At 71.6% G+C, this 22,278-nt stretch carries 19 protein-coding genes and 2 pseudogenes; 12 read left to right on the top strand and 9 right to left on the bottom strand.

The genetic code is table 11. From position 1 onward, the window contains the following. Window positions 1-512 precede the first annotated feature (512 nt). A complete protein-coding gene (locus AB0N31_RS22970; RefSeq protein WP_366060261.1) occupies window positions 513-875 on the top strand; it encodes a hypothetical protein in 363 nt (120 codons plus the stop codon). Between the two features lie 902 nt (window positions 876-1,777). On the opposite strand, the gene AB0N31_RS22975 is transcribed toward AB0N31_RS22970, so the two are convergent. After that, window positions 1,778-2,767: an aldo/keto reductase gene (locus AB0N31_RS22975; RefSeq protein WP_366060262.1), complete on the bottom strand. Its 990-nt coding sequence runs from the start codon at window positions 2,765-2,767 to the stop codon at window positions 1,778-1,780. A 222-nt stretch (window positions 2,768-2,989) separates the two neighbouring features. Then, on the bottom strand, window positions 2,990-3,838 hold the full coding sequence (locus AB0N31_RS22980) for a LysR family transcriptional regulator (RefSeq protein WP_366060263.1): 849 nt from the start codon (window positions 3,836-3,838) through the stop codon (window positions 2,990-2,992). A 104-nt stretch (window positions 3,839-3,942) separates the two neighbouring features. Here AB0N31_RS22980 and AB0N31_RS22985 point away from each other — a divergent pair, with 104 nt between their 5' ends. The 8 genes and pseudogenes from AB0N31_RS22985 (at window position 3,943) to AB0N31_RS23020 (ending at window position 8,228) form a co-directional block, all read left to right on the top strand. Beyond that, window positions 3,943-4,686, top strand: a complete 744-nt coding sequence (locus tag AB0N31_RS22985) for an SDR family oxidoreductase (protein ID WP_366060264.1) — start codon at window positions 3,943-3,945, stop codon at window positions 4,684-4,686. Between the two features lie 68 nt (window positions 4,687-4,754). Further along, window positions 4,755-4,910 (top strand): annotated as a pseudogene (locus AB0N31_RS22990) (TetR/AcrR family transcriptional regulator); the annotation flags it as partial. A 175-nt stretch (window positions 4,911-5,085) separates the two neighbouring features. Continuing rightward, window positions 5,086-5,325 (top strand): hypothetical protein, encoded by a 240-nt coding sequence (locus AB0N31_RS22995; protein WP_366060265.1) that lies wholly within the window; start codon window positions 5,086-5,088, stop codon window positions 5,323-5,325. After that, window positions 5,325-5,702: a fic family toxin-antitoxin system, toxin component gene (locus tag AB0N31_RS23000; RefSeq protein ID WP_366060266.1), complete on the top strand. Its 378-nt coding sequence runs from the start codon at window positions 5,325-5,327 to the stop codon at window positions 5,700-5,702. The genes AB0N31_RS22995 and AB0N31_RS23000 overlap by 1 nt, the downstream gene beginning before the upstream one ends. A gap of 141 nt (window positions 5,703-5,843) precedes the next feature. Then, window positions 5,844-6,911 carry a YihY/virulence factor BrkB family protein gene (locus AB0N31_RS23005; RefSeq protein WP_366060267.1) on the top strand — a complete coding sequence of 356 codons (1,068 nt, stop codon included), beginning with the start codon at window positions 5,844-5,846 and terminating at the stop codon, window positions 6,909-6,911. 375 nt (window positions 6,912-7,286) lie between these two features. After that, complete coding sequence (locus AB0N31_RS23010) at window positions 7,287-7,490, top strand: cold-shock protein (protein ID WP_033176667.1); 204 nt, start codon at window positions 7,287-7,289, stop codon at window positions 7,488-7,490. 276 nt (window positions 7,491-7,766) lie between these two features. Next, window positions 7,767-7,967: a cold-shock protein gene (locus tag AB0N31_RS23015; protein WP_366060268.1), complete on the top strand. Its 201-nt coding sequence runs from the start codon at window positions 7,767-7,769 to the stop codon at window positions 7,965-7,967. A 117-nt stretch (window positions 7,968-8,084) separates the two neighbouring features. Further along, window positions 8,085-8,228, top strand: a complete 144-nt coding sequence (locus tag AB0N31_RS23020; protein WP_366060269.1) for a hypothetical protein — start codon at window positions 8,085-8,087, stop codon at window positions 8,226-8,228. Between the two features lie 114 nt (window positions 8,229-8,342). On the opposite strand, the gene AB0N31_RS23025 is transcribed toward AB0N31_RS23020, so the two are convergent. Next, window positions 8,343-9,641 (bottom strand): MFS transporter, encoded by a 1,299-nt coding sequence (locus tag AB0N31_RS23025; RefSeq protein WP_366060270.1) that lies wholly within the window; start codon window positions 9,639-9,641, stop codon window positions 8,343-8,345. A gap of 131 nt (window positions 9,642-9,772) precedes the next feature. On the opposite strand from AB0N31_RS23025, the gene AB0N31_RS23030 reads away from it, so the two are divergent. Further along, window positions 9,773-10,708, top strand: a complete 936-nt coding sequence (locus AB0N31_RS23030; RefSeq protein ID WP_366060271.1) for a LysR family transcriptional regulator — start codon at window positions 9,773-9,775, stop codon at window positions 10,706-10,708. A 37-nt stretch (window positions 10,709-10,745) separates the two neighbouring features. Here AB0N31_RS23030 and AB0N31_RS23035 read toward each other — a convergent pair whose 3' ends face one another. Then, complete coding sequence (locus AB0N31_RS23035; RefSeq protein ID WP_366060272.1) at window positions 10,746-13,064, bottom strand: FdhF/YdeP family oxidoreductase; 2,319 nt, start codon at window positions 13,062-13,064, stop codon at window positions 10,746-10,748. Between the two features lie 38 nt (window positions 13,065-13,102). Then, window positions 13,103-13,612, bottom strand: coding sequence for an SRPBCC family protein (locus AB0N31_RS23040; protein WP_366060273.1), 510 nt, complete (start codon window positions 13,610-13,612; stop codon window positions 13,103-13,105). 296 nt (window positions 13,613-13,908) lie between these two features. On the opposite strand from AB0N31_RS23040, the gene AB0N31_RS23045 reads away from it, so the two are divergent. Next, entirely contained in the window at window positions 13,909-15,222 is a 1,314-nt protein-coding gene (locus AB0N31_RS23045) for a cation:proton antiporter (RefSeq protein WP_366060274.1), read from the top strand. A 145-nt stretch (window positions 15,223-15,367) separates the two neighbouring features. Here AB0N31_RS23045 and AB0N31_RS23050 read toward each other — a convergent pair. Further along, window positions 15,368-15,886, bottom strand: a pseudogene (locus tag AB0N31_RS23050) (phosphorothioated DNA-binding restriction endonuclease); the annotation flags it as partial. Between the two features lie 186 nt (window positions 15,887-16,072). Further along, complete coding sequence (locus tag AB0N31_RS23055) at window positions 16,073-17,302, bottom strand: SpoIIE family protein phosphatase (protein WP_366060275.1); 1,230 nt, start codon at window positions 17,300-17,302, stop codon at window positions 16,073-16,075. Window positions 17,303-17,758: 456 nt separating this feature from the next. On the opposite strand from AB0N31_RS23055, the gene AB0N31_RS23060 reads away from it, so the two are divergent. Then, entirely contained in the window at window positions 17,759-18,289 is a 531-nt protein-coding gene (locus AB0N31_RS23060; RefSeq protein WP_366060276.1) for a hypothetical protein, read from the top strand. Between the two features lie 43 nt (window positions 18,290-18,332). Here AB0N31_RS23060 and AB0N31_RS23065 read toward each other — a convergent pair whose 3' ends face one another. After that, window positions 18,333-20,351 carry a non-reducing end alpha-L-arabinofuranosidase family hydrolase gene (locus tag AB0N31_RS23065; RefSeq protein ID WP_366060277.1) on the bottom strand — a complete coding sequence of 673 codons (2,019 nt, stop codon included), beginning with the start codon at window positions 20,349-20,351 and terminating at the stop codon, window positions 18,333-18,335. A 55-nt stretch (window positions 20,352-20,406) separates the two neighbouring features. Further along, on the bottom strand, window positions 20,407-22,059 hold the full coding sequence (locus AB0N31_RS23070; protein ID WP_366060278.1) for a glycoside hydrolase 43 family protein: 1,653 nt from the start codon (window positions 22,057-22,059) through the stop codon (window positions 20,407-20,409). Window positions 22,060-22,278: the final 219 nt, after the last annotated feature.

Here is a 22,278-nt window from a genome sequence, read left to right on the forward strand (position 1 = left end):
CGGCCGGACGTTTTGGAATCGAACCGCTCACGGATCCCGTTCACCGCCGAGCGGGACACCGTGCGATCCGGGCCCGGGCAGCCGCATGCCTCCCGTGGGGAGCCGGGAGGTGCGGCGGGCCCGACCGTCCGCACAGACCGGCACGGCCCAGTAAGGAGATCCTCGCCCGAGGGCGTGACCCGCACCCCCACCATGCATCACGAACCGGCCAACGGAACAGATCGCGGCCGAAAGTGGTCGGCGCGAGTCTTGAGGGATGCCCAGGCCGGTGCACCCGCCCCGCCGCCCTGCCGTGCGTCGGCGCGAGCGGAGTCGGCCGGCCTCCGCACGCCGGAAGGACCACGCGGCAGCGGCGTCCTCCGGCTCCGACCGCTCCTCGGATTCCGATGGCGCGCTGATCCGACGAGATGGGTTTGGGTGCGTTCGGGTGGTCCGTCGCCGGGAATGCAACTGCCGACCGCCCGGGCGGCCTCCTGGACACCGAGCGAACGCCGATGTTGGAGGTTGGTTGTATGCAGGAGTGGAACTACTCACCGACCGCCGTGACGGTGCCTCAGCTGATCCTGGACCCCTACCGCTGCGGTGTCGACGCGAACCCGACTCTCGACGGAGCGGAAACGGGTGGGCAGTGGGGGGACGAGGACTGGCGGGTACCGCCCCGGGCACGGGCCGAGGAGGAGGCGGCGTGGCGCGCCCCCGAACCGAGTCGACGGCCGGCCCTGTCTCCGGCCGACGGCCGTCGCCTGGAACTGCACGCGGCACTCATCCGGGCGGGCGTCGCGCCCGCGCCCGGAGATCTGCACGCCGTGGAGGCGTTGAGCACCCTGGACGACACCGTCAACGACGCCGTCCGACGCTGGATCGCGGGGCACTGAACCCGGCCGACTTCCCCGCGGTCCCGATGCCGGCAGGCGGTCCGTGCCGTGGAGCGTTCACGCACGGTGGGCCGGCCCACGGTCCTTCTCGCGACGGGCCCGCCGCCGAACGTGGTCCGTACGTCGTGGCCGCGAGGTGACACCGGGGGCTCGGCGAACGCGCCCGGCCCGCACGATCTCGCGTCCGGCCGCGTCGGACCGCCGGCCGAACCGGTCCGGCGCCGCGATGCGGCCCCCGCCTTCCGGGGCGGTCGGCGCCGAGCGCGGAACACGATGAAGTCGTTCGCGGGCCGTGCCGTCAGGTGCCGCGGTCGTGCCCGCCCGGCGCGCGGGCCGTTGCGCCGGGGCCGGGGGGCCGCGGGAGGCATGGTCGGCAGGCCCGCGACGATGTCCGGCAGCAGCACGGGCTCCAGCCGGACGGACTCCCGACCGCTCAGATACCGCTCCGGCTCCGGCGGACGGCAGCGCGCGTCACGGTCGTGGCGCTCCTTGGCGGGCACCGCGAGGAAGTCGTCGCCGTCCGGCACGCCGTCGCCGTCGACCGCCCGCGGTGTCCGCCGCGAAGCGACCGGTTCCGGCTTCATCACTCAGGAGAAGGCGGCGCCAACGCCACGCCCGACGCACCGTACGGTGCTCGCCGACCCGGAGGGGTACGAGTTCCGCGTCCTCGCCCCGTCCTGACGCGGAGCCCTGACGAGCCGCCGGCGCCGAAGGCGTAGTGAAGGTCCTCGCAGCACCGGAGCCGCTCAGTGCACGCGATCCCCCGGGGGCGGCCCGGTACGGCACCCCGGCCCACCTCGTCGATCCCGGCCGGCACCGCAGCATCCTCGCACGAGGCCGCCACCCGCCGTCCGGGCTCGACGAGGCCCGGGAAGCCGTTCCGTCACGTCGACGGAGTCCCGTCAGCGATTGACGGTTTTCATCCCCGCCTCGTCGTACCGCTCGCCCGCCGCCTCGGGCAGCTCCGCATCGATGCGGGCCAGGTCGTCCTCGGTCAGCACGATGTCGACCGCGGCCGCGTTCTGTTCCAGGTAGGTGCGGCGCTTGGTACCCGGGATCGGCACCAGGTCCTCGCCCCGGGCCAGCACCCAGGCGATGGCCAGCTGGGCCGGGGTCACCTCCTTCTCGGCGGCGATCTCCTTCACCTTCGCCGCCAGCCGGAGGTTCGCCTCCAGGTTGGCGTCCTGGAAGCGCGGGTTCTCGCGGCGCCAGTCGTTCGCGTCCAGCTCGTCCGGTGAGGTGAACCGCCCGGCCAGGAAACCGCGGCCGAGGGGCGAGTACGGCACGAAGCCGATGCCCAGCTCACGGCAGGTGGGCAGCACCTCGGCCTCCACGTCCCGTGACCACAGCGAGTACTCGCTCTGCACCGCGGTGACCGGGTGCACGGCGTGCGCGCGCCGGATGGTCTCCGCGCTCGCCTCACTCAGGCCGATGCACCGCACCTTGCCCTCGGCGACCAGCTCGCCCAGCGCGCCGGCCGTCTCCTCGATCGGTACGTCCGGGTCGACCCGGTGCTGGTAGTACAGGTCGATGTGGTCGGTCCCCAGACGCTTCAGGGAACCGTGGACCGAGCTCCGGACGTGCTCGGCCGAGCCGTCCTGCGGGCCGACCGTGCTGATGTCGCCGGGTACCGCGCCGTCCATCCGGTAGTTGAACTTCGTTGCGATCACGTACTCGTCGCGATGTCCCCGGATCGCCTCGCCGACGAGCGACTCGTTGGTGAGCGGTCCGTACATCTGGGCGGTGTCGAGGAAGTTCACCCCGAGGTCGAGGGCACGCCGGATGGTCGCGATCCCCTCCTCCTGATCGGTGGATCCGTAGAAGGCGGACATGCCCATGCACCCCAGGCCGATGGCCGATACCCGGAGGTCCCGCAGACTGCGCTTCCGCATGCCGTGTTCCAGCCTTTCCCTGCGCACTGGTTCGTCGTTCGTCGTTCGTCGTCGGGGCGGCACGAAGCCCCGCATCCATCTAGCGACGGATTCCACCGTCCGGCATCCCGTGAGGAACTCCGGCCGGGACGGGCTTCGCGCGCCGCGGTGTCTGCGACGCTACGACCTGGAGCGCACTCCAGCGCAAGTCGACTGTTCAGGCGGACCGGGTCCCCCCGTCGGTCACAGGGCGGTGGCGGCGCGGACCAGCCCCGCGACCGCCGTCGAGCGGCTGTGCGGGGGCCAGGCGATGACCGTGGTGACGCGGGGCGCGTCGAGGACCGGTACGGCGGTGAGGCCCTCGCGCAGCCCGGTGCGGCCCGACTCCGGGACGACCGCGCAGGCCCGGCCGAGGGCGATGAGCTGGGTGAGCTGGGTGTGGTCGCGCACCTGCGGGCCGGGGCCGTCCGGGAAGGTGCCGTCGGGACGCGGCCAGCGGGGGAGGGGCAGGTCGGGAAGACCGGTGACCTCGGCGAGCCGCAGGTGGGGACGGACGCCGAGGGGGTGGCCCGCCGGGAGGATCACGACCTGCTCCTCGGTGTGCAGGTCCTCGGTGTCGAAGCCGGCCGTGTCGTCGAACGGCCGGTGCAGCAGGGCCACGTCGGCCCGGCCGTCGCGCAGCACCCGTGCCTGCTCACCCGGCCCGCACAGCACGATGTCCACGGCGACGGCGCCGGGTTCGGCGGCGTAGGCGTCCAGGAGTTTCGCCAGCAGTTCACCGGAGGCGCCCGCCTTCGCGGCGAGGACCACGGCGGGCCGGCCGGCCGCGGCGCGGGCTGCCCGGCGGGTGCGCCGCTCGGCGGCCTCCACGGCGTCCAGCGCCGCCCGCGCCTCCCGCAGCAGCACCACCCCGGCCTCGGTCAGGGTGACGCCCCGGCTGCCGCGCTCCAGGAGGGCGGCAGCCAGGCGCCGTTCGAGCCCTCCGATCGCCCGTGACAGCGGGGGCTGGGCGATCCCGAGTCGCCGCGCGGCCCGGCCGAAGTGCAGCTCCTCGGCGACCGCGACGAAGTACCGCAGCTCACGTGTTTCCACTTCGTCAGCGTAACCGGGCCGGCCAGGGGCGATACCCGGGCGGTATCGCCGCCCACCCGATCGGTCTTGGACGCCCTGCCGGGTGCGGGAGAAGGATCGCTGTCATGAGTGAGACGAACATCGTGAACCGACAGAAGGTCGCGCTGGTGACCGGCGCCAACAAGGGCATCGGGTACGAGATCGCCGCCGGGCTCGGCGCCCTCGGCTGGTCCGTCGGGGTCGGCGCGCGGAACGAGGAGCGGCGCGAGGCCGCTGTGGAGAAGCTGCGCGCGGCCGGGGTCGACGCGTTCGGCGTGCCGCTGGACGTGACCGACGACGAGAGCGTGGCGGCGGCGGCCCGCCTGGTGGAGGAGCGGGTCGGGCGGCTCGACGCGCTCGTCAACAACGCGGGCATCACCGGCGGCGGGCCGCAGGAGCCCACCACGGTCGACGTGAACCGGGTACGGGCGGCCGTGGAGACCAACGTGATCGGCGTCGTCCGCGTCACCAACGCCCTGCTGCCGCTGCTGCGCCGCTCGTCGTCGCCGCGGATCGTGAACGTCTCCAGCAGCGTCGGCTCCCTGACGCTCCAGAGCACGCCCGGCGCCGAGACGGGCCCCATCTCCGTCGCCTACGCGCCGTCGAAGACGTTCCTCAACGCCGTCACCGTGCAGTACGCCAAGGAACTGGCCGACACGGACATCCTGATCAACGCCGTCTGCCCCGGCTTCACGGCGACCGACCTCAACGGTTTCCGGGGAGTGCGCACCCCGCAGCAGGGCGCGGCCTCCGCGATCCGGCTGGCGACCGTGCCGGACGACGGGCCGACGGGCCGCTTCTTCGACGACGAGGGCGAGGTGCCCTGGTGACGGGCCTGCGGCTTGCACCACCCGTCGGAGGTGGCGTGGTCGCTTCCTCTTGACCGGCGCGCGACCTGGAGCAGGTCTTCGGCGATCTCGACCCGGCCGAGCCGCCCAGGCCGGCGCGGGTGGCGGACCGCTGGGCACCGCTGACCGTCGAGGACACCTGCCTGGACGGGCTCCGGGCTCCGGGCTCCGGGCTCCGGTGGGACGGTCTCCTCGCCACCCGCTGACGGCCCTCCGTGGGCGTCGGCGGCAGGTGAGGGCGCCCGTCGCACCCCTGTGGCGCGGGCCGTGTCCCGACCGGCGAACGCCCGGCCGCCGTCTGCGGCGGGACGCGACGGACGGGACACCGGGGCCGCCCTCGCCCTCGCCCCACGGCATGGTAACGGCTGTTACCATGCCGGTATGGCGAAGACACAGTTGGGCGCACGCGTGGACGAGGACGTCGCGGAACTCGCGAAGAAGCGCGCCGCAGACCTGGGGCTCAGCATCGGGGACTACCTCGCCAGGCTGGTGCAGGACGACGCCAGCGGCCTGCGCGCGCGTGCGGTGGACGCGGCCGCCCGCTTCCTTGCCGAACACCAGGCGGTCTTCGACGAGGCCGAGGACGCTCAGCAGCCGTCCCGGGGAGCGCGCGCCGCCTGATGGATCTGCACATCGACGTTCCCTGGATCCTTCAGGTCGCCGAGGCGGCCGGCGCCGACGACCCGGCTCCCGACGACTACGGCGTGCCCGCCTCGGCGGTAGCCCGCCATCGAGCCCGACTGTTCGAGCAGCCCGTCTACGACGGGCCCTACGCCAAAGCCGCCGCCTTGGTGCACACGCTGGGCCGCTGCCGCTGGCTGGAGCGCTCCAACATGGCCGTCGCCGCCGCCACCGGCGTCATGTACCTCGAGGCCGCGGGGATTCCCGTCAAGCCCGTCCGCGATGACGCCCTGGCCCTCAAGGACCTGCTCCTCGACCCCACCTGCACCGCCGGGAAGATCGCCGCCCTGCTGCGGACCTGGCCCACGGCCACCTGACCGCCGCCTCCGGTTTCGCGCGCGGCCGTCGCGCCGCCTCGCCTCCCGTCCGCCGACGCCGAGGCCGCCCGAAAAGCACTTTTTTTCATGATATGGACTGATGTAGGGCTTGATTGACACCCGTCCGGATACTCGGCGGGCATGGTACGGACGCTGAGAAGACACGGCAGACACGGCACGCACTCCGAGGCGGACCGCGAGGCCGAGGCCGAGACCGGGCGGGGGACGGGTGCCGGGACGGACGAGCAGGCGGAACGCAGGGCGCCGGACACTCCGACGGACATGCCCAAGCGCTCCTGGAAAGCGGTGCTCAAGGGCACGCTCAAGGAGTTCAAGAAGGACGAGCTGACCGACCGGGCCGCGGCGCTCACCTATTACGGGATCCTGGCGCTGTTCCCCGCGCTGCTGGCGCTGGTCTCCCTGCTCGGGATCGTCGGACAGTCGGTGACGCAGCAGGTGCTGGAGAACATCCAGAAACTCGCCCCGGGTGCGGCCCGGGACGTGCTGCGCAACGCGGTACAGCAGATGCAGGGCAACGGCGGCCTCGGCTCCCTCGTGGCGATCGTCGGCCTGGCGCTCGCGGTCTGGGCGGCGTCCGGATACGTCGCCGCCTTCATCCGGTGCGCGAACGCGGTCTACGACATTCCCGAGGGACGTCCGGTGTGGAAGGTGCTGCCGGTTCGGGTCGGGGTGACCGTCGTGCTGATGGTCATCGCCGTCATCAGTGCGGTGATCGTGGTCTTCACCGGCAGCCTGGCGCGGCAGGTGGGCACCACGCTGGGTGTCGGGGACACCTTCCTGACGGTGTGGTCGATCGCGAAGTGGCCGGTGCTCGTGCTCCTGGTCACGGTCATGATCGCGCTTCTGTACTGGGCGACCCCCAACGCCAAGGTGCGCGGCTTCCGCTGGGTCACGCCCGGCAGCTTCCTGGCTCTGCTGATCTGGATGATCGCCTCGGCGGGGTTCGCGTTCTACGTGGCGAATTTCGGCTCGTACAACAAGACCTACGGCGCTCTCGCCGGCGTGATCATCTTCCTGGTGTGGCTGTGGATCACGAATCTGGCGATCCTGCTGGGGCTGGAGTTCGACGCGGAGATGAACCGCCAGCGCGCCGTCGCGGCAGGCCATCCGGCCGGACAGGAGCCCTACATGGAGCCGCGCGACACCAGCAAGTGGGACGAGGAGGACCGTCGCCGTCTGGACTCCTGAGCCGGTCGGCTCGCGTGGGGGAGTCCCGGCGGGGCTGACGGGGAGTTGGCTGCCGACGGTCCGCGTCACGGGCGTCGCGGCACAAATTCTGTCGCCGTCGACGCAGAAATCCGATTCATGTGCGGTGAGGGTATGTCGGTGGACGGCTCGAAGAATAGTGGCGGCTTTGCCGGGGATCGCCCGGGCGGTTATTCCGTGCTATGGTTCTTCCAGTTGCAGTTGTGGTTCCCGAAAACTTCAAGTGCCCCTGCCGCCCTCCGGGCGAGCGGGTGCACTTTTTAATGCCGGTTTTTATTCCGGACGGGGTCATCATCACGGCGACGCGGGACGTGCACAGTGCGGGTCCCACGGGTAATGCCCCAAAGGAGATATGACATGGCTACTGGCACCGTGAAGTGGTTCAACGCGGAAAAGGGCTTCGGCTTCATCGAGCAGGACGGCGGCGGCGCCGACGTCTTCGCCCACTACTCGAACATCGCCGCCTCCGGCTTCCGCGAGCTGCAGGAGGGCCAGAAGGTGAGCTTCGACGTCACGCAGGGCCAGAAGGGCCCGCAGGCGGAGAACATCGTTCCCGCCTGATCGCGGCACGCACGTAACGGCTGGGCCCGCACCGATCGGTGCGGGCCCAGCCGTTTGCCGCCTGTTCGCCGGATCCCTGGAACGGTCGCTTCATCCGCACCAGGGGAAATTCCGCTCCGGGGAAATATGAATCCGGATTTCGTGTTATCGTCCCACTGAATTCACTCGGTGTTCCGAAAGTGTCGGGCGCGATTCAGCGCCTGTGTCCCCGGTGTGCCGGCGTGCGGTGTGAGGCATCCGCCGCGCACCTGACCGATTGCGACAGGGAGGGAAGAAATGGCGACTGGCACGGTGAAGTGGTTCAACGCGGCACGGGGTTTCGGTTTCATCGAGCAGGACGGCAGTGGTGCGGACGTGTACGCCCACTACTCCTACATCGCCGATCACGGGCTCGTGGGCCTCCTGGCGGGCCAGAGGGTGACGTTCGACGCCGTGTACGGACGGAAGTGCCCGTACGCGGAGAACATCGCCACCTGAGGAGTGCGCGGCGACGCGCGTGCCCCGGTCGCGGCTCCCGGCGTCCCCGTGGCTGCGGATTCCCAGCGCGTGCACAGGCCCTCGCCACCCTGCTCCTAATTGTTGACGAAATCGTCGATGGCATGGCCAACTCAACACACGAGCACAAGCCGCGCACGCCGGCAGCCCACCCGGCAGCACATTCACACCATCATCCGCACGCCCAACGGCAACGACTACGGCGTGGACCTCCTCAAGCTGCACCTGGAGACCGACCCCTGACGGTGGTCCCCGCCCCGCCCCCGTGAGCCCGCACCCGGTCCGCGCTCACGGAGGCGGGCCGGATGTCGCTCCCGACACGGAGGAGGACCGCTCGGCAGGGGGCGGCGCGACCCGTCAGGTGCGGTTCGGTGCCGGTGCCAGTTCCGGTTCGGTGAGCTGCGCTGTCGCGCGCCGGGGGAGCAGCAGCGGGGTCGCCAGCAGCAGTACGCCGGCCAGGCCGATGGCCGTCCGCGGGCCCAGCAGGCTTCCCAGCACACCCCAGACCGCCGTCAGGAGCGCGGTCGAGGCCTTGGCCGTCACCGCCCAGGCCGACAGCGTGCGGACGACCCGGTCGGTCGCGGTGCGCTCCAGGCGGTAGGCCGCGTGGACGGGATTGAAGACCCCGCAGCAGAAGATGAGCCCGAGTTCGACGCCCATCACCAGCAGCAGCCCTCCGGTGCCCGGCCCCAGGAGGGCCAGGCCGACGGGCCACACCGCACGCAGCGTCCCGAACACGAGCAGGACCTGCCGCTGCCCGAACCTCGCGACCAGCGGTGGTGCCAGCCGCGAACCGAGCAGCCCACCGATCGAGGGCACGGCGAAGGCCAGCCCGTACTGCCACGGTGCGAACCCGAGCCGGCCGAGCATCAGGACGGCCAGCAAGGGCGAGGCGGCCATCACCAGGCCGTTGAACAAGGTGGTGTTGAGGAACAGTGGACGCAGCGTCGCGTCGGCGAGGACGTACCGCCAGCCGTCGAGCAGGTCCCCGGCCCGCATGCGCGCGGTCTCCCGGCGCTCGGGCCGAAGCTCGTGCCCGCCCGTCGCGCGCAGGCCGAGGGCCGACAGCAGGTAGCTGACCGCGTCGGCCACCACCGTCGCCACCGGGCCGAGGAGCCCGATCGCCGCGCCGCCCAGCGGCGGTCCGACGATCGTGGTCGTCCAGGCCGTGGACTCGAAACGGGCCTGGGCGACGAGCAGGTCCTCGGCCGGCAGCAGCGTCTTGAGGTACGCGCCGGAGGCGGCGCGGAAGGTGATGTCGGCCGCCGCGACGACGACCGAGACCAGCAGGAGCTGAAGGAAGGTGAGCACGCCGAGCGCGAATGCCGCGGGGATCGTCAGCAGCGCCGCGAACCGCACCAGGTCCGTCGCGATCAGCACCGGCCGCTTGCGCCGGAACTCCACCCACGGGCCGAGCGGCACCGCCACCGCCGCGCCCACCGCCGCCCCCGCGGAGGCGAGCGCCGCGACCTCGGCCGGTCCGGCGTGCAGCACCTGGACGGCGATCAGCGGGAACGCGCCGAAGGCGAGCCAGGTGCCGAGCGCGCTCGTTGCGTACGCTCCCCAGAGCCACCCGAACCGCCGCCCCAGTCGGTGCCGCGGTCGATGTCCCCGCCGACGCCCGGGCAGCTGTCCCGACCGGTGCCTGCTCTCCATGCCTGACGCTCCCGCCCTCACCCGCACAACCGACAAGCGATCGGACGCATCAAAGCGAAGGCCCCGACCGGGAATCAAACAACGGGCGGGCCGCCAGCCACAACCGGACGTTGTGGCTCTAGGGTGTCGGCATGGATCTCGACACCGTCCGGACGTTCGTCGCCGCCGCCGACGCGGGACGGTTCCAGGAGGCCGCCGCCGAGCTGGCGGTCACCCAGCAGGCCGTCTCCAAGCGCATCGCCGCGCTGGAGCGCCACCTCGGAGTGCGCCTGTTCACCCGGACCGCGCGCGGAGCCGAGCTCACCATCGACGGGCAGGCGTTCCTGCCCCACGCGCGCGAACTGCTGCGCGTCGCCGAGCGCGCGGTCACGTCCGTGCGCACCGGCCGCCGCCCACTGCGCGTCGACATCATCGCCTCGCGCGGCGCGGCGTCGGGACTCATGCGCGGCTTCCACCGCGCCTACCCCGAGATCGATCTCGACGTGGTGATGCTCTTCGACATCGAGACCGCCGTCGCCGCCGTCCGCTCCGGCACGATCGACGCGTCCTTCCGCGCGGTCGCCGCGCCCGGCAGGCCCCTGCCGGAGGACATCGAGTCGGTCCGCGTGCTCGACGAGCCGCTCCAGCTCCTCACCGGCCCCGCCCACGCGCTGGCGGGCGCGAGGTCGGTGACCGTCGAACAGCTCGCCGGACACCGGATCTGGATGCCCGGCATCGTCCCCGGCACCGAGTGGGCCGCCTACTACGACGACCTCGTGGCCGAGTTCGGCCTCACCATCGAGGCCACCGGCCCCAACTTCGGCTCCGACGCCCTCCTCGACACCGTCGCCGACACCCCGGCCCTGGCCACCTTCATGGGCGGACAGACGCGCCTGGTCTGGCCCGCAGGCCACGGCCTGCGCCGCATCCCGGTGACCGACCCGACGCCCGTCTATCCGCACTCGCTCCTCTGGCACCGCGACAACCCCCACCCGGCGCTGGGCACCCTCCGCGCCCACCTCGCCGCCACAACGGCCGGCCCTGCCGTCGCCGGGACCTGGACGCCCGACTGGGCGCTTCCGCACTGACCGCCGCCGCGACCTCACTCACGCCGCCGGACGGACCTCAGTTCCCGGACGCCTCCGGCGGAGGCGCCGCCGCGGGCTCCAGCCGGACCACGATCCCCTTCGACGTCGGCTGGTTGCTCTTGTCGGCCACGCTCTCCAGCGGCACCAGGACGTTGGTCTCCGGGTAGTAGGCGGCGGCGCAGCCGCGCGTGGTCGGGTACGGCACCACGCGGAAGCCCGCGGCGCGCCGCTCGGCGTTGTCCCGCCACACACCGACCAGGTCGACGTGCTGCCCCTCGGTGAGGCCGAGACCGGCGATGTCCTCCGGGTTGACGAGCACCACACGCCGGCTGCCGTGGATGCCCCGATAGCGGTCGTTCGACGTGTAGGGCACGGTGTTCCACTGATCGTGCGAGCGCATGGTCTGCAGCAACAGGTGCCCCTCGGGGGCGTGCAGCATCTCCCAGGCGTTACGGGTGAACAGTGCCTTGCCCACGGCGTTGTGGTAGACGCCCTCGTTGACCGGGTTCGGCAGCTGGATGCCGCCGGGACGTGTCACACGCCGGTTGAAGTCGTGCAGCCCGGGGACGACGCGGGAGATGCGGTCGCGGATCGTGCCGTAGTCGGCCTCGAACTCCTCCCACGGAATGTCGACCCTCGCCTTGTCGAGGGTGCGGCGGGCGAGCCGGCACAGAATGGCGACCTCGCTGAGCAGCAGGGGAGACGCGGGCCGGAGACGGCCGCGGGAGGTGTGCACCTCGCTCATCGAGTTCTCCACGGTGACGAACTGCTCCCCGTCGGCCTGGACGTCCCGTTCGGTGCGACCGAGGGTCGGCAGGATGAGCGCGGTCTCGCCGCAGACGGTGTGCGACCGGTTGAGCTTGGTGGAGATGTGGACGGTCGTACGGCAGCCGCGCATGGCCTCCTCGGTGATCTCGCTGTCCGGAGCGGCGCGGACGAAATTGCCGGCCAGTGCCAGGAAGAACCTGATGCGGCCTTCGCGCATCGCCTTGATCGAGTTGACGGAGTCCAGCCCGTGGGCGCGCGGCGGATCGAAGCCGAACTCCTCCTGGAGCGCGTCGAGGAAGGCGTCCGGCATCTGCTCCCAGATGCCCATCGTGCGGTCGCCCTGCACGTTGCTGTGCCCGCGCACCGGGCAGGCGCCGGTGCCGGCCCGGCCGACGTTGCCGCGCAGCAGCAGGAAGTTCACCATCTCCCGGATGGTGGGGACGGCGTGCTTGTGCTGCGTGATCCCCATCGCCCAGCAGACGACGACGCGGTCGCTGCGCAGCACCTCGTCCCGGACCTGCTCGATCTCCTCGCGCGTCAGTCCGGTCGCGGCGAGGATGTCCTTCCACTCGACGGTGCGGGCGTGCTCGGCGAACTCCTCGAAGCCCTCGGTGTCGGACGCGATGAAGTCGTGGGCGAGCACCTGGCCCGGCCGGGCGTCCTCGGCCTCCAGCAGCAGCCGGTTGATCCCCTGGAACAGGGCGAGGTCGCCACCGTTGCGGATGTGGAGGAAGCGGTCGGCGATCTCGACGCCCTGCCCGATCACCCCGCGGGGCTTCTGCGGGTTCTTGAACCTCAGCAGGCCGGCTTCCGGCAGCGGGTTCACCGCGATGACACGGGCGCCGTTGCGCTTGGCCTCCTCGAGCGCGGACAGCTGCCGGGGGTGGTTGCTTCCGGGGTTCTGCCCCACCAGGAAGATCAGGTCGGCGTGGTGGAGGTCGTCGAGGCTGACCGTTCCCTTGCCGGTGCCCAGGGTCTCGTGCAGGGCGAACCCGCTGGACTCGTGGCACATGTTGCTGCAGTCGGGCAGGTTGTTGGTGCCCAGGGCCCTGGCGAACAGCTGGAGGACGAACGCGGCCTCGTTGCTGGCCCGGCCGGAGGTGTAGAACACGGCCTCGTCGGGGGAGTCGAGCGACGTCAGCTCCGAGGCGAGCAGGCCGAGGGCGTCGTTCCAGCTGATGGGCTCGTAGTGGTCGGAGCCCGGTCGCTTGACCACCGGTTCGGTGAGCCGCCCCTGCTGGTTCAGCCACGCGTCGGAGCGCCGGCCCAGCTCGGAGACCGAGTACGTACGGAAGAAGTCGGCGGTGATGCGCCGCGTCGTCGCCTCGTCGTTGATGTGCTTGGCGCCGTTCTCGCAGTACTCGTTGCGGTGCCGGTGGCCCGGCGCGGGGTCCGCCCAGGCACAGCCGGGACAGTCGACGCCGCCCACCTGGTTCATGGTCAGCAGCGTGTGCCCGGCGGTGCGGGGCGAGGTCTCCTCCAGGGAGTACTCCATCGCATGGACCACCGCGGGCACACCCGCGGCCCACTTCTTCGGCGGGGTCACGGTCAGGGCCTCGGTCGGCTCGTCGCCGGGCGCCTTCTTCATCGGGTTGCCTCTCGCTCACGCTGCTGCCGGGTCGTGGATCAGCCGGTCGGCCAATGGGCCACCCGGCTCCTGTGCGGCTTGGACTCCTGGGGCCGCACCCGCCCGTCGCGGATGACCCCCCGCCAGGCCCCGGTCTCTTCTCCCAGGCCCTCGATGTACTCCTTGAAGTGCCGCAATTCGTCCCGTACGACACGGTCGGCCAGCCCGGCGAGCACGCCGGTGACACCGCGCGGTTCGATGTCGATCCGTACGGTCATCTCCGTGCCGCCCGCCGCGCCGGGCCGGAACGTCACTTCGCCCCGGTGGGCGGGACGCCGCCCGAGACTTCGCCAGACCACGTGCGAGTCGGGTTCCTGCTCCACGATCTCGGCCTGGAACTCACGGCGCACCGGTCCGGCCGCGATGGTCCACGTGGTCAGGGCCGGCCTGAGCTGGTCGACCCTCTTCACCACCCTCATGAACCGGGGGAAGCCCGTGTACTGCGTCCACTGGTTGTACGCGGTGCCCACCGGAACCGCGATCCCGATCGTTTCCTCAACGCTGTGCATGGTCCACCCATCGTCAGCCGCCGCTCGCCCCAGTCTCACCGCATGCCCGGCCGGTCGCCACACGTCGGCCCGCACACGGCCGACCACCGGGCCCGCGCGGCCGGCCCGCTCCGCCGGGCGTCCGACTACCCCGCACGCGGGGCGCCTAACGCGAGGCGAGGCGTGGCCGGGCGACGAGGCCGCCTTCGCGGACGGCGCCGGGGCCACCGCCCGACGCGACACGCCGGCCACTCCCGTCCGACGGGCACCTCCGGCCGGCCTGCGTATCTCCGGGCGACGGCGGGCACCCGTCAGCGATGACCTCGGCTGATTTCCTTTTCGCCCTGCTCGGAGCGGGTGCGCTGGGGGCGGCGATGCTGCCCCGTCTGGTGGCCGGCCGGCCGCTGTCGGCGCCGCTCGTGTTCCTGCTCTGCGGCGGCGTCCTGCCCCTTCTGCCCGTGCCCCTGCCGGAGATCGACCCCGTCGGTGACCGGACATGGGTGGAGCACCTCACCGAGATCTGCGTCATCGTCTCGCTGATGGGGGCGGGACTCGCTCTGAACCGGCCCTTCGGCCGCCGCCGGTGGAGCGCCACCTGGCGGCTGCTCGGCATCACGATGCCCCTGACCGTCGCGGCGATGGCGCTCCTCGCCTGGGGACTGCTGGACTGGCCGCCGGCCGCCGCACTGCTCCTCGCCGCCGTGCTCGTGCCCACCGACCCGGTGCTCGCCTCGGAGGTCCGGGTCGGCGCGCCCACCGACTCCGAGCACGACGAGGACGAGGTGCGGTTCGCGCTGACCAGCGAGGCGGGACTCAACGACGGCCTGGCCTTCCCCCTGGTCACGGCGGCGATGGCGCTGGCTGCCGCAGCCGGTACGGGGGTGTCCGGGGGCTGGGTCGGACACTGGCTGCTGGTCGACCTCCTGTACAAGTGCGTCATGGGCGTGGTCGGCGGCCTGGCCGTGGGAGCGCTGCTGGGCTGGCTGTTCTTCCGCGTCGGCCGGCGGACGATGCGGTTGTCCGAACACGGCGAGGGTTTCGTGGCCCTGGGAGCCATGTTCCTGGCCTACGGTCTGACCGAGGTCGCTCACGGCTACGGCTTCCTGGCCGTGTTCGTCACCGCCTGCCGCCTGCGGTCCGCCGAACGCGCCCACGGCTACCACACGGTGATGCACGACTTCGTGGAACAGGTCGAGCGTCTTCTGACCGCCGGCCTGCTCCTGCTGCTCGGCGCCTACCTCGGGCAGGGGATCCTGTCCGAGCTGACCTGGCAAGGGGCCCTCGTCAGCCTGTCGCTGCTGTTCGTCATCCGCCCCCTGGCCGGCTGGCTCGCCCAGCTCGGCTCGGCCGCGGGACCTCGTGAACGCCTGGTGACCGCCTTCTTCGGCATCCGCGGCATCGGCTCGCTCTTCTACCTCTCCTACGCGCTCGGCCCGCAGACGTTCCACGTCCCGGCCGAGGAACTGTGGGCGGTGGTGGCCTTCACCGTCCTCGTCTCCGTCGTCCTGCACGGGGTCACGGCCTCGCCCGTCATCTCCCGGCTGGACCGGCTGCGCCTGCTCCGGGCGAAGCGGGACCCCGCCACGGGACCTGAACCGGACGAGGTCGAGATCGCCAACCAGCGCCTGTGAGCGAGCGGGAGCACCGGTTCGGTCGGTCCGAGTCCGTGCAGGCCGGGCGGTCTCCTCCGGGTGGGCGTCGGTCACCGTCGTCCGCCGCGGAGCCGGCCCGGTCCGGGAACCCGTCGTCCCCGCCCGCGTTACCGGCCCGGACCCCTCAGCGGGGTGCCGCGGGGCGTGGCGGGCCGTGGAAGACCTGGCCGGTGTGCCAGGCGAGGTGCTCGGCGGCGACACGGCGTGCGCCCGGCGGCGGCCCCACGAGCGGGCGGCCGGCGAGCGCGGTGACCTGCTCGCGGGCGGCGGGACTGTGGCCGACGAAGCGCTGGGAGACCAGGATGCGGTGGTGGTCGTCGAGGCCGAGGACGCCCTTGCCGAAGAGCTTGTGGTGCAGTGAGCACAGGCACAGTGCGTTGTCGACGTCGTCGAGGCCGTGGAAGGCCCACCAGCGCACGTGAGCGGCCTCCAGCCCGGCCGGCACGGCACCGATCCGGCCGTCGTAGCCGCAGAAGGCGCACCGGTACTCGTAAGCGGTCAGCACCCATTCACGCATCCGGCGGTCTCGGCGCCCGCGCGCGACGGAGAGCCGGTCCGCGGCCGCCGGCTCCAGGCCGACGGCTTCGCACAGGTCCCCGTGGAGCGAGGGAGGGAAGTGCAGGTCGAGCAGTGACCGCACCCGCGGCCGAGCGGCGGGGCCGCCTCCAGACCCGCCGTCGGCTGCGGTCCGCGGGGACGCCTGCCTGATCCCGACTGTCCGGGTGGGGAACCCCGGCCAGGAGGCAAGGGCGCCCACGCGGCCGCGTGGGCGCCCTTGCCTTGTCCGGTCGTGTCTTGCCCGGCCGGGCCGTGGACGCCGACGGGCGGGTCAGAGGCGGATGACCACCAGTGCGGTGTCGTCGGTGTTGCCGCCGGAGGGGAGGAGGTCGGCCAGGAGGCCGTCCGCCAGGGCCTCGGGGTCGACCTGCCCGTGGCGGGCCAGGGAGTCGGCGAGACGGGCGAGACCGGTGTAGATGTCCTCGGTCCGGCGTTCGACGAGGCCGTCGGTGTACAGGACGAGCGTGGCGCCCTCGGTGAAGGGGACGGTCGCCTCGGAGCGCAGGACGTGCTCGGGGCTCACGCCCAGCGGGGGGTCGGTGGCCCGGTCGAGGAAGGTGACGGTCCCGTCGGGGCGGAGCAGGGCGGGTGGCGGGTGGCCCGCGCAGCTGTAGGTGAGGGTGTGGCTGTCCCAGTCGATGAACGCCTTCGCCACGGTGGTCGATTCGGCGCCGTCGACGGAGCGGGCGTAGAGGCCGAGGGCCTCCAGGGCCCGGGCCGGACCGTGGGCGACCCGGGCGGCCGCGCTCAGCGCGCTGCGCAGCTGGCCCATGACACAGGCGGCGGCGAGTCCATGGCCCACGACATCCCCGACGGCCACCGCGATGCGGTCCCCGGGCAGGTCGACCAGGTCGTACCAGTCGCCGCAGACGTTCAGGCCACCGATCGCCGGGCGGTAGCGCACGGCCGCCCGGTGATGTCCGACCGGGCCCGGAGCGGGCAGCATCGCCCCTTGCAGAGTCAGGGCCACCTCCCGTTCCCGGGCGTGCGCCCTGCGCAGGCGCTCATTGACCTCCTGCAGTTCACGGGCGCGGGTGTAGAGCTCGGCCTCGAGCACCCGGGCCCGGTCGCTGTCGCCCCGGCCGCCGCGGGCGCGGATGAGTTCGGTGACCTCCTCCACCCGGTGGATGATCAGGGCGACTTCGCCGTCGGGGCCGAGGACCGGCGCGTTGACCGGGCTCCAGAAGTGTTCTTCCCAGTGGCCCGACCGCCGCGGATCCTCGATGTCGTAGCGGAGCAGCGCCATGGTGTCGCGCTCGCCCGTCTCCAGCACGCGCACCATCGACGCCTGCGTCTCCCGCATGCCGGCGGCCGCCGGTTCACCGGGGTTCTCCGGGAACACGTCGAAGATGTGGCGGCCGAGCAACTGCTCGCGGGAGCGTCCGGTCAGCTGGGCGAAGTCCTCGTTGACGTCGGCGTACGCCAGATCGGGGGTGAGCAGCGCCACCATGCCGGGAAGGGCCCGGAACACCGCCGCGTAGTCGATCCGCGGTCCATCCATGCGCTGCCGCCTCGACGCCGCCCGTCACCACATGTGCGGTTCCACGATAGTTCGCGCCTGCCGTCCGAGCTCAGGCATTGCTCCGTCCGGGGGCGGCCGATGCCCGGGAGGACACCCGGCGCCAGAGTGTGGCGCCATAGGTGTCATTGATGGTGTCAGCATGGTTCATAATGGCGCCATAAATGTGCCATGATGGTGCCACTGGGGAGAGGAACCACAAGAAGGGGCGCGCCACCATGTCTCTCACCCTCGCCCTCGGCGCCCGGGACAAGGCCACGGTGCGGACCGCCGCGTACGGCGCCGTCTCGCCGTCGAAGCGGCCGCCCGCACCCGCAAGGGCGGACCCGGGCCCGCCGGCAGTGCGCACCCCCGGCCTCGCAGGCCGGCGATGCACGCGTCGCCGAACGGACCGTCCGACGTGAGCCGTCAAGTCAGGAAGTCAAAGGGGGACCGATCATGCGGACAGCACCGAGCCGTCAGGACACAGCGCCCGGCGCCTGGACCGCCTTCGCCCGCTTCGTGCTCTGTGGCGGCGGGGTGGGGCTCGCCTCCGGCTTCGCCGTCGCCGCCCTGGCCTCCGCCGTCCCCTGGATCCTGGCCAACGCCCTGATCACCGCGACCTCCACACTCCTGGCCACCGAACTGCACGCCCGCTTCACCTTCGGCGCGGGCGGACGCGCGACCCGGCGTCAGCACGCGCAGTCGGCCGGCTCCGCGGTCGCCGCCTACGCGGTGACCTGCGCGGCGATGCTCGCCCTGGAGCAGCTGGTGACGGCCCCCGGTGCGGTGCTCGAGCAGGTGGTCTACCTGTCGGCCTCCGCCCTCGCGGGAATCGCACGCTTCGTGGTGCTGCGCCTCGTCGTCTTCGCCCGGAGCCGTTCGCGGGTCGCGGCCACCACCGCCGTCCGCACCGCCCCTGCCGCGCACCCGGTCGTGACCGGCACCGCCGCCCCGGGCGGCCCCGCAGCACTCTGCCACGCCGCCTGACCGCCCGGGTGTGGGCCCCGCACGAGCGGCGGGGCCCACACCGTCAGCAGGTGGAGTTGGTCTGGGTGAGCAGGCCCAGCCGCCACGGCAGACTGTTGTAGTCACCGCTCGCATGGGGGTTCAGGCCCTGGTACAGGTACTGGAGCCGACAGGAGTTGATGCTGAGCGTCTGGTCGTGGCCCGCGCGGATCATCTCGCCGTGGCTGATGTCCCGGGTCCAGGATCCGGCGGGGAAGCTCACGTTGCTCGCCCTGGCGAAGGGGTTGCTCTCGGACGCGGCCAGGGGCGTCCACGAGCCGGCGAGGCTGCTCGCGGTCCAGGAGCGGAAGTAGCGCCGGCCGTCCGAGCCGATGGCCTCGACGAGGAGCAGGTACTGGTTGGTGTCCTGCACCCGGTAGACGTTGCTCGCCTCGAACAGGGCGTACTTGGAGTCCTGGGCCGCGATGACGGTGTTGGTGAAGCCGCCCGGGAACTGGCCGACGCTCGTCTGGGAGCGGTACAGGTGGCCGTTGTCGTCGGAGGAGAACAGGTGGCAGTTGGCGCTGTCGCAGATCACCCACATGTCGACCCAGTAGCCGTTGCCGATGTTCTGCCTGATGATGTCGGGCATCGACGAGTAGAAGTTGCGCGGTGCGCTCCACCCGTTGGGGTTGTCGATGTCGGGGTTGGTGGAGTACGACGCGTTGCCGGTCTGGTAGACGAGGTACCACAGGCGCTGCGGCGCGTAGTAGAAGACCTGCGGAGCGGCCCGGTAGCCGGCGCCGACGGCGGTGCGGTCCAGGTAGTGGTGTGTGGCCGAACCCGCCTGGGACCAGTCGGAGAAGCTCAGGTACACCAGGTTGTACCCGGAGGCGCTCGCGGTGCTGGCGAACACGTGGTACTTGCCGTTGTACCGGACGACCGTCGGGTCCTTGATCCCGGCGATGTTGTGGGTCGAGTCCGGCTTGGGGGAGATCAGCGGGCCGCTCGAGCTCCAGGAGAAGCGGGAGGGCAGCGCCGCGGCGGACCGGGAGGACCGGGTGTCGGCCCGCTGTGTCGCGGCCGTGCCGCCCAGCGCGGTGAGCACCGACTGGTAGGCCGCCTTCTTGTTGCCGCTGCGGTCGAACAGCAGCGGGTTCTCGCCGGAGCGCCAGGAGTCGCTGTCCCGGATGCCCCAGACCGTGATGCCGGTGCAGCGCGCCACGTTCATGCAGGCCCGCACCGTGCCCGTGTACGCGGCCTGCGGCGCCTGCGCGATGTCGAGTTCGGTGATCTGGACGTCGACGCCGAGGGCGGCGAAGTTCGACAGCGTGGTCTGGAAGCTCGACGGCGGGCCGCCGGTGCCGAAGTGGGCCTGGAAGCCGACGCAGTCGATGGGCACGCCGCGGGACTTGAAGTCGCGCACCATGCGGTAGACGCCCTGGGTCTTGGCGTCGCTCCAGTTCTCGATGTTGTAGTCGTTGTAGCAGAGCTTGGCCGCGGGGTCGGCGGTCCGCGCGGTGCGGAACGCCTGCTCGATGAAGCCGTCGCCCAGCAGGTTCTGGAACACCGAGGAGCGGTGCGCGCCGCTGCCGCCGTCGGCGAAGGCCTCGTTGACCACGTCCCAGGAGTGGATCTTGCCCTTGTAGTGGTTCGCCACGGTGGTGATGTGGTTGTTCATCACGCTGCGCAGGGTGTTCGCGTCGGTGAGGGAGCTGACCCAGCCGGGCAGTTGGGAGTGCCAGACCAGGGTGTGGCCGCGCACACGCTGACCGCGGGCCGTCGCGCGGTTGACGATCTGGTCGGCGGGGCCGAAGTTGAACGAGCCGCGAGACCGCTCGGTGGTGTCCCACTTCATCTCGTTCTCGGGTGTGACCGAGTTGAACTCGCGGTCCAGGATCGAGGTGTAGGTGCCGTCGCCGAGCTTTCCGGCGGCCACGGCGGTTCCGAAGTACCGCCCGGACTGAGCCGCCTGGGCGCCCAGCGTGGTGGCCCGCTCGGCGCCGGACGCGCCGGTCACGGTGGTGGGCGTCACCATGGCGGCCACGGCCAGCAGGCCTAATACGGAGGCCCGGCGTCGGCCGGGCCGCTTCAGCGGGTTCATCGTTCTCCTCGTACGGTCGGGGGTGCGGGTGGGTGGTGCAGGTGATCGGATCGGCTCAGGGCACGGACAGCTCGAACCGCGTGACGCGGACCGCGCCGCCGAGTGCCTGCGTGGCGTGGTTGAAGAGGGCGAATCGGTAGCCCATGAAGAACCGCCAGTCGTTCCCCATGGAGAAGGCGGGACCGAGGCGGGTGAAGTTGGTGCCGTCGGTGCTGTAGGAGAAGGTTCCGGGGCGTGCCGCGCCGGGGCGGATGTCCGCGCCGGCACGCAGCCAGACGCGGCTTCCCGAGACGGCCGCGCTCGCGACCTCGGTGCCGGTGCCGGTGGTGTTCCAGTTGCCGTCCATCGTCAGTCTGTCGACCATCACCACCCGCGTCGTGCCGCCGTCGCGCTTGACGCCGATCCAGGCGGAGGAGTCACGCAGCAACGCGAGTCCGGCACGGTCGCCGTCCCGCATCGTGGAGTGGTCGAGCTGGACCGTGGCGGTGGAGGTGGGTCCTTGAATGCGGTGGGTGAGGGTGTTGCGGGCCGAGTACAGGTCGTCGGTGACGGTCGCGGTCCGCAGGGTCAGGCCGTTGCCGACCGACCACTTGGTGGTGTCCGGGTTGTGGTTCCACTCCCACCTGGGCTTCAGGGCCGTGCCGTCGAAGGTGTCGACGCCGACCATGGGGGTGACCTGGCGCGGCGGAGCGGGCACGGCCGGGCTGGGGTACGAGGTGCCCCAGGCGCCGTTCATGAGCTGTACGACGGGCCAGCCGTCCGGCGTCCAGGTGACCGGCGCCAGGGCGGGCATCCGGCCGCCGGGATAGGCGTCGACGAAGGCCATGTAGTACCAGGAGCCGCTCTGCGTCTGCACCAGCCCGCCCTGGTGCGGAACACCACCGCCGGCGATCGGCCCGCGCAGGTCGAGCAGGACCTGCCGCATCGTGTACGGGCCGAAGGGGCCGCTCGACGACTTCAGGATGTACTGGCCGTTCGCGGGGCGGGTGAGGAAGATGTAGTACTGCCCGTTGATCTTGTAGAAGCGGGCGCCCTCGAGGGTTCCGACACTCGACGGGGTGGTGAACACCTGTTGGGTGCGCACCTGGTTGCGGCCGTCGGGTGAGAGCTGGGCGACGCTGATGGTGGTGTTTCCGTAGGCCACGTACAGGGTGTCGTCGCTGTCGACGAGCAGCCCCGCGTCGTAGTAGGGGGTGCTGATGGTCGTCAGCCTGTTCCACGGCCCCTCGACGGCGGTGGCGGTGTAGACGTACGTCCGGGCGAAGTCGATCTGGCCCAGCCAGTAGAAGGTCCTGTTGCTCGGCCGGTAGGCCAGCGACGACGCCCAGATACCGCGGACGTAACCACGGGCCCCGTTCAGGTCGTACTTGGCGCCGAAGTCGAGGACGGGCACCGAGTGACCGGCGATCTCCCAGTTCACCAGGTCGTAGGAGCGCAGGACGGGCGCGCCCGGGGAGTAGTGCATCGTCGAGGCCGAGGCGTAGTACGTGTCGCCGACGCGCAGGACGTCGATGTCGGCGAAGTCCTGCCAGATCACCGGGTTCGTGTACTGCGCGGCGGCCGCGGGAGCCGTACCGGGGGCGGGAGGGGGAGCGGAGGCGGTGGCGGTCTCGGAGGCCGAGGCCGGGGGCAGGAAGGCACCGGTGGCCAGGCCGGTGGCGGCGGCCAGGACCCGGCGGCGGCCCAGCGGTTGTTGGGAGCGTGACATTTCCACGTTTCGTTCTCCTCGTGCGGCCCGGGAACGCGCGGTGGTCCTGTCCGCCGCGAGCTGAGCGGCCGGACAGGCTCGTCTCGGTTCGTCATTTCGAACGCCGATCGACTAACCGAGCAATTGGGATGGTAGAGAGCTTGACGATCCCGTCAATCCTTCTCGCATGATTCGCCGTTCACATCGAAACGTTTCGAGGTGCGGGCGTGTGATTGCGGG

The organism is Streptomyces sp. NPDC051051 (genome assembly GCF_040682975.1).
GTDB lineage: Bacteria > Actinomycetota > Actinomycetes > Streptomycetales > Streptomycetaceae > Streptomyces.

What these genes read in the sequence shown, in the direction of transcription:
- AB0N31_RS22975 (WP_366060262.1), bottom strand. Translation starts at nt 2,767, where the DNA reads ATGCGGAAGCGCAGTCTGCGGGACCTCCGGGTATCGGCCATCGGCCTG.
- AB0N31_RS23070 (WP_366060278.1), bottom strand. Translation starts at nt 22,059, where the DNA reads ATGTCACGCTCCCAACAACCGCTGGGCCGCCGCCGGGTCCTGGCCGCC.
- AB0N31_RS22970 (WP_366060261.1), top strand. Translation starts at nt 513, where the DNA reads ATGCAGGAGTGGAACTACTCACCGACCGCCGTGACGGTGCCTCAGCTG.
- AB0N31_RS23045 (WP_366060274.1), top strand. Translation starts at nt 13,909, where the DNA reads ATGACCTCGGCTGATTTCCTTTTCGCCCTGCTCGGAGCGGGTGCGCTG.
- AB0N31_RS22985 (WP_366060264.1), top strand. Translation starts at nt 3,943, where the DNA reads ATGAGTGAGACGAACATCGTGAACCGACAGAAGGTCGCGCTGGTGACC.
- AB0N31_RS23020 (WP_366060269.1), top strand. Translation starts at nt 8,085, where the DNA reads ATGGCATGGCCAACTCAACACACGAGCACAAGCCGCGCACGCCGGCAG.
- AB0N31_RS23025 (WP_366060270.1), bottom strand. Translation starts at nt 9,641, where the DNA reads ATGGAGAGCAGGCACCGGTCGGGACAGCTGCCCGGGCGTCGGCGGGGA.
- AB0N31_RS23010 (WP_033176667.1), top strand. Translation starts at nt 7,287, where the DNA reads ATGGCTACTGGCACCGTGAAGTGGTTCAACGCGGAAAAGGGCTTCGGC.
- AB0N31_RS23015 (WP_366060268.1), top strand. Translation starts at nt 7,767, where the DNA reads ATGGCGACTGGCACGGTGAAGTGGTTCAACGCGGCACGGGGTTTCGGT.
- AB0N31_RS23035 (WP_366060272.1), bottom strand. Translation starts at nt 13,064, where the DNA reads ATGAAGAAGGCGCCCGGCGACGAGCCGACCGAGGCCCTGACCGTGACC.
- AB0N31_RS23055 (WP_366060275.1), bottom strand. Translation starts at nt 17,302, where the DNA reads ATGGATGGACCGCGGATCGACTACGCGGCGGTGTTCCGGGCCCTTCCC.
- AB0N31_RS23005 (WP_366060267.1), top strand. Translation starts at nt 5,844, where the DNA reads ATGGTACGGACGCTGAGAAGACACGGCAGACACGGCACGCACTCCGAG.
- AB0N31_RS22995 (WP_366060265.1), top strand. Translation starts at nt 5,086, where the DNA reads ATGGCGAAGACACAGTTGGGCGCACGCGTGGACGAGGACGTCGCGGAA.
- AB0N31_RS23065 (WP_366060277.1), bottom strand. Translation starts at nt 20,351, where the DNA reads ATGAACCCGCTGAAGCGGCCCGGCCGACGCCGGGCCTCCGTATTAGGC.
- AB0N31_RS23040 (WP_366060273.1), bottom strand. Translation starts at nt 13,612, where the DNA reads ATGCACAGCGTTGAGGAAACGATCGGGATCGCGGTTCCGGTGGGCACC.
- AB0N31_RS23000 (WP_366060266.1), top strand. Translation starts at nt 5,325, where the DNA reads ATGGATCTGCACATCGACGTTCCCTGGATCCTTCAGGTCGCCGAGGCG.
- AB0N31_RS23030 (WP_366060271.1), top strand. Translation starts at nt 9,773, where the DNA reads ATGGATCTCGACACCGTCCGGACGTTCGTCGCCGCCGCCGACGCGGGA.
- AB0N31_RS23060 (WP_366060276.1), top strand. Translation starts at nt 17,759, where the DNA reads ATGCGGACAGCACCGAGCCGTCAGGACACAGCGCCCGGCGCCTGGACC.